The sequence below is a fragment of the Micromonospora sp. NPDC023869 genome, assembly GCF_055559695.1.
On sequence record NZ_JBVHKD010000007.1, the window covers coordinates 136,781 to 149,156 of the forward strand.

At 74.1% G+C, this 12,376-nt stretch carries 8 protein-coding genes and 2 pseudogenes; 8 read left to right on the plus strand and 2 right to left on the minus strand.

The annotated features are described in order from the left end of the window. Window positions 1–20 precede the first annotated feature (20 nt). Entirely contained in the window at window positions 21–890 is an 870-nt protein-coding gene (locus ACZ31C_RS20355; protein ID WP_465796630.1) for a carbohydrate kinase family protein, read from the minus strand. Window positions 891–1,005: 115 nt separating this feature from the next. Here ACZ31C_RS20355 and ACZ31C_RS20360 point away from each other — a divergent pair. From ACZ31C_RS20360 to ACZ31C_RS20370, 3 genes and pseudogenes are all read left to right on the plus strand, one after another. Next, a pseudogene (locus tag ACZ31C_RS20360) lies at window positions 1,006–1,464 on the plus strand (ATP-dependent helicase); the annotation flags it as partial. A 150-nt stretch (window positions 1,465–1,614) separates the two neighbouring features. After that, window positions 1,615–4,332 (plus strand): annotated as a pseudogene (locus tag ACZ31C_RS20365) (DEAD/DEAH box helicase); the annotation flags it as partial. Beyond that, window positions 4,329–5,294, plus strand: a complete 966-nt coding sequence (locus ACZ31C_RS20370) for an SWIM zinc finger family protein (protein ID WP_465796631.1) — start codon at window positions 4,329–4,331, stop codon at window positions 5,292–5,294. The pseudogene ACZ31C_RS20365 and the gene ACZ31C_RS20370, both read left to right, overlap by 4 nt. Window positions 5,295–5,306: 12 nt before the next feature. Here the strand turns inward: ACZ31C_RS20370 and ACZ31C_RS20375 are convergent, their stop codons facing one another. Next, entirely contained in the window at window positions 5,307–5,564 is a 258-nt protein-coding gene (locus ACZ31C_RS20375; protein ID WP_131056949.1) for a DUF3040 domain-containing protein, read from the minus strand. A 487-nt stretch (window positions 5,565–6,051) separates the two neighbouring features. On the opposite strand from ACZ31C_RS20375, the gene ACZ31C_RS20380 reads away from it, so the two are divergent. The 5 genes from ACZ31C_RS20380 to ACZ31C_RS20400 are packed head-to-tail and all read left to right on the plus strand — an operon-like array spanning window position 6,052 to window position 12,292. Further along, on the plus strand, window positions 6,052–8,121 hold the full coding sequence (locus ACZ31C_RS20380) for a DUF1800 domain-containing protein (RefSeq protein ID WP_465796632.1): 2,070 nt from the start codon (window positions 6,052–6,054) through the stop codon (window positions 8,119–8,121). Window positions 8,122–8,141: 20 nt separating this feature from the next. Further along, window positions 8,142–9,509, plus strand: coding sequence for a DUF1501 domain-containing protein (locus tag ACZ31C_RS20385; RefSeq protein ID WP_350698477.1), 1,368 nt, complete (start codon window positions 8,142–8,144; stop codon window positions 9,507–9,509). Beyond that, window positions 9,506–10,912 (plus strand): ferredoxin reductase family protein, encoded by a 1,407-nt coding sequence (locus tag ACZ31C_RS20390; protein ID WP_465796633.1) that lies wholly within the window; start codon window positions 9,506–9,508, stop codon window positions 10,910–10,912. Before ACZ31C_RS20385 ends, ACZ31C_RS20390 begins: the two co-directional genes overlap by 4 nt. A gap of 19 nt (window positions 10,913–10,931) precedes the next feature. Next, a complete protein-coding gene (locus tag ACZ31C_RS20395; protein WP_465796634.1) occupies window positions 10,932–11,519 on the plus strand; it encodes an FMN-binding protein in 588 nt (195 codons plus the stop codon). Between the two features lie 50 nt (window positions 11,520–11,569). Continuing rightward, window positions 11,570–12,292, plus strand: coding sequence for an FAD:protein FMN transferase (locus tag ACZ31C_RS20400; RefSeq protein WP_465796772.1), 723 nt, complete (start codon window positions 11,570–11,572; stop codon window positions 12,290–12,292). Window positions 12,293–12,376 lie beyond the last annotated feature (84 nt).

The window sequence follows — 12,376 nt, forward strand, 5'->3', positions numbered from 1 at the left end:
CATCGACGGCCGGGCGGCCGTCAGGGCAGGGGGAGCAGCCCCGGCGGGTACTCCATGCCGTCGTGGGTGCAGGCGGCGGCGGCCACCCCGGCCGCGTACCCGGCAGCCTCTGCCCAGGTCGCGCCGCGTGATCGGGCCGCGACGACCCCGGCGGCGAAGGCGTCCCCGGCGCCGTTGCTGTCGACCACCGGGCCGGGCGGCACGGCGGCCGGCACCCGGTGGACGCGGCCGCCGAGGTGCAGCTCCGCGCCGTCCGCGCCCCGCGTCACCAGAACCGGGCCCGGTGCGAACGTGGCGGCTGTCGCCGCCGCCCGGTCGCCCAGCGCCGCGCCACTGACCAGGACCAGCTCGGCGATCTCGGCGAAGGGCCGGTGATAGGGGTTGCGCCCGTCCCAGTCGTGCAGGTCGGTGGAGCTGCTCACCCTCTCGGCGAGTATGCCGGCGAGGGCGGGCAGCAGGTCCCGGACCCAACTCATGATCGACAGGTGGACGTGGGTGGCGTCCTCGACCAGCGCCGCCAGCCGCTCGATGCGGAACGGCGCGGGACCGTCCGAGGCCCGGGGGTCGTACAGCGCCATCCGGCGTCCGGTGGGATCGACCAGGTTCACCGAGCGGCGGGTACCGGCCGGGTCCTCGGCCAGCTCGGCGTGGACGCCGGCCCGGGCCAGCGCGGCGCGCACCACGTCCCCGGCCGGGTCGGCACCGATCGTGTCGATCACTGCCACCCGCAGCCCGAGCGCGTGCGCGGCGAGCAGCACCCCGGCACCCGTGTTGCCGATCCGCAGGTCGATCGGGTCGACGGTGACCGAGTCGAGAACCGGCAGCGGCAATCCGGGCACCCGCACCCGTACGTCGACACCGAGTCCACCGATCACCAGAAGGTCGTACATGGCGTCGACGGTAGCCGTGCGGTGCCGCCTAAGCTGACCCGGTTGTTAGCAGGGGACCCCTCCTCTACCGGAGGCGTTAGCAGGGGTCCCTCCTTACTCGACGAGGGGGCGTGGCGTGCTGGTCGTGCACGGGGTGTGGCTGCCTGGTCGCGGTCTCGCCGTCTGGGCCGAGGACAGCACCCGGGACCCGGAGACGCCGCGCCGACCGGGGCGGGCACCCCGGGAACGGCCACACCCGTTCGCCGCCGACCACGCCGCGCTGACCGCCGTGGCGGGCGAGGCCGCCGAACCGGCCGACCTCGGCACCGTGTTGCTGAGCCTGCCCACCCGGGGCGGCGCGCCGGTGGACTCGCCGGAACTGGTCCGGACCAGCGTCGTGGCACCGGCCCGGGGCCGGGTCACCCTGGCCGGTTGGCGGGTGCCCGTGCTGGCGTACGGTCCGGACGCCGCCCTGGTGCTGCTCCGCGGCCTCGACGGCGTGTCCGCCGTGCCGGGTGCCGCCCTGCGACACCTGGCCGAGGTGGCCGCCTTCGCCGTCGACCTGGCCGGCCGGGGCCGCGTCCTGCCCGGCCTCGCCGCCCCGCCGACCCCTCACCCGGCCTCCCCGGCCCACCTGGCCCACCTGGCCCACCAGGCCCACCAGACCCACCAGCCCAAACGACGGTCCAGTGCCCGGACCCGGTCGACGGCGGCCGGCACCGGGCGACCGGGAGACGGCGTGCCCGCGCGTGCGGTGTGGCGTCCACTGCTCACCGGCACCGACGCGGCCTGGGCGCGGTCGTTGGCGCTGGCCCTGCCGCCGGTCGCCCGCGCGGTGGTCGAGACGGACCTGCCCGCCCTGCCGACGCCCGGCAGTGTCGTCGGTTCCCCGGCGCGCCGGACGAGCGGCTCGGCGCGCACCGCCCGGCGTGAAAGTGAACAGGGGTCCCCTGCTCTACCTGAGGCGTTAACAGGGGGCCCTTCCTTACGTCCGGGTGGGGTGGTGGGGGATGCGCTGGATGTGGTGACCGACGCGGCGGTGCGGGCGGCGCTGCCGGAGACCGCGCTGGCCAAGGGCGTACGCCCGGGCACGGCGGTGGCGTCCTGGCTCGGCGCGCTGACCGGGCCGCACCGTGAGTTCACGGCCGAGCCGGCGGCGCTGGACCTGCTCCGGTCCGAGCTGGACGCCTGGCAGCGGGACGCCGCGGGCGGGACGGTACGGGCGAGCTTCCGGCTGGTGGAACCGCCGACCGAGGAGGTGCCCGGCCCGGTGACGGTGGTGCCGCTCGACCTGGACGCGGCGGTGGCGGACCCGGGCGGGTGGCGGGTGGAGTTCGGGTTGCGCGCGGCCGACGAGTCGGGTCTGCACGTCGACGCCGGTCAGGTGTGGCGTGGCGAGGGCGGCGCCGTCGCGGGTGCCCAGCCGCAGGAGACGTTGCTGGCTGAGCTGGGCCGGGCCAGCCGCCTCTGGCCGGAGCTGGACACGGCGCTGCGGACCGCCACCCCGGAGGCGCTGGAGCTGGACGCCGACGGGGCACACCGGTTCCTGCGCGAGGGCGCGCCGATGCTGCACGCCGCCGGGTTCACGGTGCTGCTGCCGTCGTGGTGGCAGCGGCCCGCGTCGCGGTTGGGCGCGCGGCTGCGCGCGGGCTCGCGGGCCGCGCCCGGCACGGTCAGCGGACCGACCGACCGGGTCGGGTTGGACGCCCTGGTCGACTACCGGTGGGAGGTGGCGCTCGGCGACCATCCGTTGACCGAGGAGGAGTTGGCCCGGCTGGTCGAGGTGAAGACGCCGCTGGTGCGGCTGCGTGGACAGTGGGTCGAGCTGGACCCGAAGCGGCTCGCCGCCGGTCTGCGCCTGTTGCGGTCCACCGGCGAGCTGACCGTCGCCGACCTGCTGCGGCTCGGGCTCGCCGACGGTACGCAACCGGACGCCCTGCCGGTGCTGGAGGTGACCGCCGACGGGGCGTTGGGTGACCTGCTCGCCGGGTCGGTGGAGCGTCGGCTCACGCCGCTGGACCCGCCGCCGTCGTTCCACGGCACGCTGCGGCCGTACCAGCGGCGGGGGCTGGCCTGGCTGGCGTTCCTCCAGTCGCTGGGGCTCGGCGGGGTGCTCGCCGACGACATGGGGCTGGGCAAGACGGTGCAGTTGCTGGCCCTGCTGGCCGGTGACCCGGCCGAGGCCGGGCCGACCCTGCTGGTCTGCCCGATGTCGCTGGTCGGCAACTGGCAGCGGGAGGCGGCCCGGTTCGCCCCGGAGCTGCGTGTGCACGTGCACCACGGCGCGCAGCGGGCGCGGGGTGACGACGTCGGTGCCGCCGCGCAGGAGGTGGACCTGGTGCTCACCACGTACTCGGTGGCGGCGCGAGACGCGGTGGACCTGGCCGGGGTGGACTGGCACCGGGTCGTGCTGGACGAGGCGCAGGCGATCAAGAACGCCGCCACCCGGCAGGCCGAGGCGGTGCGGTTGCTGCCCGCCCGGCACCGGCTGGCGGTGACCGGTACGCCGGTGGAGAACCGGCTCGCCGACCTCTGGTCCATCATGCAGTTCGCCAATCCGGGGCTGCTCGGTCCGGCCGCGACCTTCCGTAAGCGGTTCGCCGAGCCGATCGAGCGGCACGGCGACGCCGACACCGCCGAGCGGCTGCGCCGGATCACCGGCCCGTTCGTGCTGCGTCGGCTCAAGACGGACGCGTCGATCATCTCGGACCTGCCGGAGAAGCTGGAGATGGAGGTCGTCTGCAACCTCACCGCCGAGCAGGCGGCGCTCTACCGGGTGGTGGTCGACGACATGCTGGCCCGGATCGAGTCCTCCGAGGGCATCGAGCGGCGGGGTCTGGTGCTGGCCACGATGACCCGGCTCAAGCAGGTCTGCAACCATCCGGCGCAGTTGCTGCGCGACGGTTCCCCGTTGGACGGACGCTCCGGCAAGCTGGCCCGGTTGGCGGAGATTCTCGACGAGGTCCTGGCGGCGGGGGAGAAGGCGCTGCTGTTCACCCAGTACGCCGAGTTCGGCGGGATGCTGCGCGGTCACCTTGCGGCCCGGTTCGGCCGGGAGGTGCTGTTCCTGCACGGCGGGGTCGGCAAGGCCGAGCGGGACGAGATGGTGGCCCGCTTCCAGTCCGACGACGGACCCGCCCTGTTCGTGCTCTCCCTCAAGGCCGGCGGGACGGGCCTGACGCTGACCGCCGCCAACCACGTGGTGCACGTCGACCGGTGGTGGAATCCGGCGGTGGAGGACCAGGCCACCGACCGGGCGTTCCGGATCGGGCAGCGTCGCCGGGTCCAGGTCCGCAAGTTCGTCTGCGCTGGCACGGTGGAGGAGAAGGTCGCCGCGCTGATCGCCGAGAAGCGCGGCCTGGCCGCCTCGGTCGTCGGCACCGGTGAGCAGTGGATCACCGAGTTGTCCACCACCCAGTTGCGGGAGCTGTTCGCGTTGGAGGCCGGGGCGGTGGCCGAGTGACCGAGGGCAGGTTCGCCGACTACGGTCCGCCGCGTCGGGTCGACGGCGGGCTGCGCGCCCGCAGCACCCGGGGCGCCATCGGGGTGTCCTGGTGGTCGCGGCGGTTCCTGGAGGTGCTGGAGTCGTTCGCGCTCGGCACCCGGCTGACCCGGGGCCGGGCGTACGCACGGGCCGGCCAGGTGGTACGCCTCGACGTCCACCCCGGACGCGTGGACGCGGTGGTGCAGGGTTCACGACCCCGGCCGTACCAGGTCCGGGTGGCGTTGCCGCCGTTCCCGGCCGACCTCTGGACCCGGATCGAGACGGAGTTGGCCGCCCAGGCGTTCTTCAGCGCCCGGCTGCTCGCCGGTGACCTGCCGGCCGAGCTGGAGGAGCTGCTCGCCACGCTCGGCGCACCGCTGTTCCCCGCTGCGGTGAGCGACCTGGAACAGCACTGCTCCTGCCCGGACGCGGCGGTGCCCTGCAAACACCTCGCGGCCACGTTCTATCTGCTGGCCGAGGCGTTCGACGCGGACCCGTTCGCCCTGCTGCACTGGCGGGGCCGCAGCCGGGACGACCTGCTCGCCCGACTGCGCGAGCTGCGCGGCACCCCGACCGGGTCCGTCCACGTCGGCCCACCATCCGTGGCCACCGACGCCGCCCCACAAGCAGACGGCCCGACAGCAGGCGCACAGCCGGCAGGCGGCCCGGCAGCGAACGGTGCTGCCGACCGGTCGTCCGGCGGCGACGTGGGTCTCCCGGCGGCCGGTGCGGCACGGGTCCTCACCGATCTGCCGGCCCCGCCGCTCGCCGAGACGGTCGACCGGTTCTGGTTGCCGCCGGTGCCGCTGCCGGACCGCCCGCCGAGCCTGGCGAGCCGGCCGGACCTGTTGTTGCGGCAACTCGGCGCACCCGCACCGGCGATCGGCGGGCCGGGTCTGGCCGAGCGTCTGCGCCAGGCGTACCGGCAGCTCGGCGAGTGAACGGACCGCCGGTCAGACCCAGCGGTGCCGGTACCGCCACATCAGGGCGGTGTTGACGACCAGCAGGACGGCGTACACCGCCCCGGCCAGTCGGCCGGCGAGTACGGTCGTGGCCGGCAGGGCCGCCCACAACACGATGGTCATCAACAGCAGCATCCGGCCGCGTCGCATCCGGGAGCGGTTGTCGAGCCGGGCGAAGAACGCCGGATCGCTCTCCCGGAGATTGCGGGTGATCTGCTCGAAACGGCGCTGGTCCTCTTTGCTGAGCATGTGCCTTCCCCTCACGCGTTCAGCAACGGCGCGGCGGAATACCCACTGCGGAGACGGCTCACGCTCTCCTGCTGGTCCTACTTTGGCCGGTCCGGTCGCCCGCACCGGCGGGAGCGCGGCGCAAGCGCGAAACAACGGCGGCGGTAGCGCGTCCGGACGCCTGAGCGCCGCCTTAGTCCTGCCTTAAATCTGCCTGTGGGGTCGAACCGGTCCGACCTCGACCGGGCAGGTGGGATTGTCACCTGCGGTCGGTGGCTCGGGTCGTCCGTGCTGCTCGCGAGGTGCGTACCCGGGTGACTGGTGCGGTAGGCGATCTCCGTTCGCGTTGAGCGTTGCCTTAAGTCGCCCCGGGCGGGCGGGACGGCCTGTCTTGTCGGGTCACATGCCGCTGACTACCTTGCCGGGGCAACCCCCTCCGGCAGCAGTCGTCGCACCTCACCACCCCCGCTCGGCCGTGAGCGCGACGCTGGGTAGAAACGGGAACGGTATGGCAGACCAGCATGTGCCACCCCGCCGCGACGAACGCGGACACGACCCCCGCCCGTACCCCCGATCCCGCCAGCCCCACCCGCACCCCGCACCCCGGCCGCACCAGGTCGACCCGTACCCCCGGCCCGGGCCGCACCCGGCCGACCCCTACGCCGCACCCCGGCAGCAGTACCAGGTGGACCCGTACGGCCATGACGGTCGCCCGCAGTGGATCGGGCCGGACGGGCACGGGGTGCCGCCGATGCCGGTGGGCGGACCGCCCGATGCGGACGGTGACGACGACGATGGTCGCCGGGTCGGCCGGCGTCGGGCGCTGGCCGCGCTGGGCGGTACCGCCGCCGTGGTCGCCGGTGGCGCGGCCCTGGCGATGACGCCGCAGGTGCGCGGCCTCTTCGGCGACGGCGCGGCGGTCGCCGGCGACGCCACCGGGACCACCACGACCGACGGTACGCCGGCCCGTCCCAGCGGGCAGCGGCCGAGTACGGTCCGCACCTACACCGAGCAGAACGAGAGCTACATGGGCTCCCGCGCCGGTGAGGTGCTGAAGAAGAACGCCCCCACCGGCGGTCGCGTCTACTCCGGTCCGGCGCAGGCTGCGGCGGAGACCAAGGTGACCGTCAAGACGGTGCTCAGCAAGGACCCGGCGACGCACCTGGCCCGCCGGTTGACCTTCGGGCCGACCGCCGCCGTGCTCGCCGAGATCAAACAGCGCGGCATCGACGGCTGGGTGCGCTGGCAACTGGAGCCGGAGAAGATCGCCCCGACCCGGGCGGAACTCAAGCTCGCCGAACTGCCCACCCTGAAGCTCTCCGTCGAGGAACTGCGCGAGCAGCGGGACCAGCTCAACGAGCGGGGCGCCCAACCGGAGCGGGAGATGGTGGACGCCACCGTCGCCCGGCAGATCTGGTCGGACCGCCAGCTCCTCGAGGTGATGGTCGACTTCTGGAACGACTTCCTGCACGTGGCCGCCGAGTTCGACGGCGGCGAGGTGTACCGCAACTCGTTCGACCGGGACGTGGTGCGCAAACACGCGCTGGGCAGCTACCCGCAGATGCTGCTGGCCGCCAACCGGCACCCGGCCCTGCTGCTCTATCTCAACCAGGTGGACTCCCGGGCGGACGCGGTCAACGAGAACCTGGCCCGGGAGAACCTGGAGCTGTACTCGGTCGGGGTCGACGGCGGCTACACCGAGGCCGACGTCCGCCAGGCCGCGCTGCTCCAGACCGGCCGGGGCGTCCAGGACGGCGCGTACGTCTTCCGCCCCGAGCGCCACTACGTCGGCAAGGTCAAGATCCTCGGCTTCCGCCACGCCAACGACTCGGCGGACCCGAAGCGGGCCGAGGCGGCGATCGACGCGTACCTCACCCACATCGCGTTGCACCCGTCCACCGCGAAGTACGTGGCACAGAACCTGGCCGTCCGGTTCGTCTCGGACACCCCACCGAAGTCCCTGGTGGACCGGCTGGCCAAGACCTACGCCGCGAACCACGGCCAGATCAAGCCGGTGCTGATGACGCTGTTCAGCTCCTCGGAGTTCTGGGCGGCGGTGGGGCAGAAGGTGCGCCGCCCACTGGAGTACCTGGTCGCCACGTACCGCACCCTCGGCGTCTCCCCGGACGCGGCACCGGGCCACGCCAACGGCGACAACCGCCGCACCCCGTACGCGCGCGGCCTGCGGCAGGTCTCCGACAAGCTGCGCGAGCTGGGCCACCACCCGATGGGTCAGCCCACCCCGGACGGCTACCCGGACGTCTACGTGGCCTGGACGTCGGCGGGCACGATGGTCAACGGCTGGAACGAGGCGAACGAACTGCTCGCCGCCAACCGCACCGTGTTCACCCACACCCGGCCGGAGAAGCTGGTGGCCGACCCGCCCGCCACCGCCGGGGCGTACGTGGACGCGCTGGCCCGACGGCTGGTCCGGCAGAAGCTGTCCGACCGGGAACGGGCGCTGATCCTCGACGTGGCCGGGGTCTCCGCCGGCACGAGGGTCGACGCGAACTTCGACGGGGCGATCACCGCCGTCGCGCGGGCGATCCTCGCCTCCCCCCAGCACCACCTCCGCTGAGGCACCCGATGGAGGAGCCCGTGTACTCGTACCCCCTGCACCCGGAATGCCCCGACGTACGGCGACTGGCCGACAACCCGGCCGAGGCCCTGCTACGGGCCGAGGCCGACGTGGTGGCCGCCGAGAACGCCGCCGAGGCGGACCGCTACCGGCGGCTGGAGGAGCTGGAGGAGGCCCAGCAGGACGGACGCGGGGTGACCCGGCGGACCTTCGTCGCCGGTGCCGCCGCCACCGCCACCGCGCTGGCCACCGCCCAGTTCGTCACCACCTCGGCGTCGTTCGCGGCCACCAAGACCGGCACGCTCGTGCACGTCTTCCTCTACGGCGGCCTGGACGGGCTCAGCCTGGTCGCGCCGAACGACGACCCGGTGCTCGACCGGGCCCGCCCGGACCTGCTGCTGCCCGACGACTCGCTGGCGCTCGGCCGGGGCTTCAAGCTGACCAGCGCGTTCCGGCCGCTGGAGCGGTGGCTGCGCGCCGGGCAGCTCGGTTTCGTCCCGGGCGTCTCCGACGAGCGGCTGTCCCGCAGCCACTTCCAGGCCGCCGACGCCTGCAACCTCGGCGGGCTGCCCGGCGAGACCGGCGGGCGGGGCTGGTTGGACAGCCTGGTCGACGCGCTCGGCAAGGGCACCGCGTTCCGCAGCGTCGGTGTCGGCAGCACGCTGCCCCGCTCGCTGGTCGGCAACAACGGGGCCATCTCGCTGAACAGTGTCGGCTCGTTGCGCCTCGCCGGTGACGAGCGGTACCGGGAGGCCACCGAGAAGGCGATCCGGGGCCTGTTCACCGGCATCAACCACCCGGTCGAGGAGGCGGTGCGCTCCGGGCTCGGTGCGCTGGCCACCGCGCGCCGGCTCTCCGCCGAGCCGTACCGGCCGGCCGAAGGCGTGGAGTACCGGGGCGTCGGCTTCGCCTTCCAGCAGCTCGCGCAGCTCATCAAGGGCGGCGCGAACGTCCGGGTGGCCACCGTCGGCATGGGTGGGTACGACACCCACGAGAACCAGGGCACCCGTGACGGCGGGCAGCTCTATCGACGGCTCAACGAACTGGCCGCCGCGCTGGCCGCGTTCTTCACCGACCTCGGTGACGCCGCCGACGACGTGACCGTCATGGTGTCCAGCGAGTTCGGGCGGCGGGTCGCCTCCAACAGCGGCGGCACCGACCACGGGCACGGCGGGGTGGTGACCATCCTGTCCGGCCGCAAGCTCGCCGGTCCGCTGCTCGGCACCTGGAACGGATTGAACGCACTCGACTCCGGAGACGTCCCCGAGTACAACAACATGTTCAACGTCTACGGCTCGGTGGCCCAGGGCCGGTTCGGGCTCACCAACGCGGAGGTGGACAAGATCTTCCCCCGGATGAAGTACGCCCCGATGAAGCTGTACGCGTGACCCGTCACGCGTACGCCGACCGCCGGTCCGAGCGCCCGCGCGCCGACGGTCGTCCGCCCGCGCCGTCGCCGCCCGTGGTGGCCCGGCGCGGGCCCGCCGGCCGGCGGTTGCTGACCGGGTTGTTCCTGGTCGGCCTGGTCGCCAGCGTGTTGCCCTGGTGGCTCGACACCCCGGCCGGTTCGCTCACCGACGCCACCGCGATGACCACCGCCGCCGGTCAGATCACCGGCCTGCTCGCCGGCTACCTGCTGCTGGTGCAGGTGCTGATGATGAGCCGGTTGCCGGTGCTGGAACGGGTGGCCGGCGGCGAGCGGATCGCGGCGTGGCACCGGGACCTCGGGGTCACCCTGCTGGTCGCGGTGCTCGCGCACACCGCCTTCGTCCTGGTCGGCTACGGCGGCCTGACCGGCCGCTCGCCGTGGGACCAGGCCGGGGTGATGCTGCGCGAGTACCAGGACATGGTCTCCGCGTTCGCCGCCGCCGGTCTGCTGGTGCTGGTCGGGCTGACCAGCGTCCGGGCGGTACGCCGGGCGTTGCCCTACGAGCTGTGGCACGCCACCCACCTGGCCGGGTACGCGGTCCTGCTGCTCGGGTTCGCGCACCAGTTCAGCAACGGCACCCAGTTGTTCCGCCCCGGCCCGGTCCGCACCGGCTGGATCGCCTGCTACGGGCTGGTGGTCGCCGCCCTGGTGTGGGGGCGGCTGGTCGGGCCGATGGTGTTCAACCTGCGGCACCGGCTGCGGGTCGCCGAGGTGGTGGCGGAGAGCCCGGACACCGTCTCGATCTATCTGACCGGCACCCGGCTGGACCGGCTGGACCTGCTCGGCGGACAGTTCTTCCGCTGGCGTTTCCTGACCCGGGGCTGCTGGTGGCAGTCGCACCCGTTCTCGGTCTCCGCCGCCGCCAACGGCCGCTGGCTGCGGCTGACCGTCAAGGTGGTCGGTGCGTACACCCGGGACCTGCGTGACCTCGACCCCGGCGTACGGGTCTGGGCGGCGGGGCCGTCGGGCACCTTCACCGCCGCGCACCGGGTCCGCGATCAGGCGCTGCTGATCGCCGGTGGCAGCGGCATCACCCCGCTGCGGGCGATGCTGGAGGAGTTGCCGCCCGGCGCGGCGCTGATCTACCGGGCCCGCACCCCGGCCGACGTGCTGCTGCACCGGGAACTGGACTGGCTGGCCCAGGCCCGGGGCGTCCGGATCTGGTACGTCGTCGGTTCCCGCAACGACCCCGGCCCGCGTCAGGTGATGTCGCCGGACGGGTTGCGCCGGCTCGTGCCGGACGTGGCCCGCCGCGACGTCTACCTCTGCGGCCCGCCGGGCCTGGTCGCGCAGAGCCGTCGGCTGCTGCGCCGGGTCGGCGTGCCCCGCCGCCAGATCCACGCCGGCACCTTCGAGCTCTAGGCAGAGGAGTACCGCCCCGATGCGTCGCGCGTTGTTCGCGATCACCGGCCTGGCCGCCAGCACCACCGCGATGGTGGTGCTCAAGGCCGCCCCGGGCACCGGTCAGGTCGCCCAGGAGCCACCGCCCGGCACGGCACCGACCACGGACGGGCCGACGCCCCCGGTGGACGCCGAGGAGTCGGCGGCACCGAGCCGTGAACCCCGCGCCTCCCGGTCACCGAAGCCCGCGCGCAGCCCCGAGGCCCCGGCGCGCCGCACGGACTCGTCCGAGGCACCCCGGACCCCTTCGGCCCCCCGCACCACCACCGCCGCCCCAAGGCCCACCACCCGGACCGTCACCGGGCCGGTGGTCGGCAACGAGTTCGGCAACGTGCAGGTGCGCATCACGCTCACCGGCAGCCGTATCACCGACGCGGTCGCGCTGGAACTGCCGGAACGGACCGCCCAGTCCGAGCACCGCAGCGACCTGGTCGACAGCCGGTACAGCGGTGTCGCGGGACTGGTGGTCGCGCGGCAGAGCGCCGACCTGGACACTGTCTCCGGGGCGACCGCGACGAGCCAGTCCTACCGGCAGTCCCTACAGGCCGCGATCGACCGGGCCCGCTGATGGCCGCCGGCACCGCGACCCGCCCCGGCCTGCGCCGGGTCGAGCACGTCATGGGTACGCCGATCAGCCTGGACATCGCCGACGACCTGCCCGCCGCCGAGCTGACCCGCCTCGCCGACGAGGTGTTCGGCTGGCTGCGCGAGGTGGACGCGCGATTCAGCACGTACCTCCCGGACAGCGAGGTGTGCCGCTTCGACCGGGGTGAGCTGCTGCTCTCCGAGGCGTCGGCGGACCTGCGGCGGGTGCTGGAACGCTGCGCCGACCTGTGGGGCGACACCGACGGCTTCTTCGACGCGTACGCCACCGGCGGGCTCGACCCGTCCGGGTACGTCAAGGGCTGGGCCGCCCAGGTGGCCTCCGACCGGCTGCTCGCCGCCGGTGCCGTCAACCACTGCGTGAACGCCGGTGGGGACGTGCGGGTACGCGGCCACTCGTCGACCGGGCGACCGTGGCGGATCGGGGTGCGGCACCCGTGGGACCCGTCGGCGGTCTGCCTGGTGCTGGCCGGCACCGACCTGGCGGTGGCCACCTCCGGCGTCTACGAACGCGGTCACCACGTGCGCGACCCCCGGCGGGGCGCACCGGCGAAGGGGCTGCGGTCGGTGACCGTGGTCGGACACGACCTGGGGCTGGCCGACGCGTACTCGACCGCCGCCCTGGCCATGGGGGTGACCGGCATCGGCTGGGTGGACCGTTTGCCGGGGCACCGGCACGCGGTGGTCACCGAGGACGCCCGCTGCCTGCGCTCCACCGACCTGCCGCTGGCCGACTGACCGGTGGGACGGGCGATCAGGGCCAGCGGGCCGGTCGGTGCAGGATCGCGGGCCGGGAGCCGAGCGGCCGGGGACGCCCGGGAC

What these genes read in the sequence shown, in the direction of transcription:
- ACZ31C_RS20355 (WP_465796630.1), bottom strand. Translation starts at nt 890, where the DNA reads ATGTACGACCTTCTGGTGATCGGTGGACTCGGTGTCGACGTACGGGTG.
- ACZ31C_RS20375 (WP_131056949.1), bottom strand. Translation starts at nt 5,564, where the DNA reads ATGCTCAGCAAAGAGGACCAGCGCCGTTTCGAGCAGATCACCCGCAAT.
- ACZ31C_RS20380 (WP_465796632.1), top strand. Translation starts at nt 6,052, where the DNA reads ATGGCAGACCAGCATGTGCCACCCCGCCGCGACGAACGCGGACACGAC.
- ACZ31C_RS20395 (WP_465796634.1), top strand. Translation starts at nt 10,932, where the DNA reads ATGCGTCGCGCGTTGTTCGCGATCACCGGCCTGGCCGCCAGCACCACC.
- ACZ31C_RS20400 (WP_465796772.1), top strand. Translation starts at nt 11,570, where the DNA reads ATGGGTACGCCGATCAGCCTGGACATCGCCGACGACCTGCCCGCCGCC.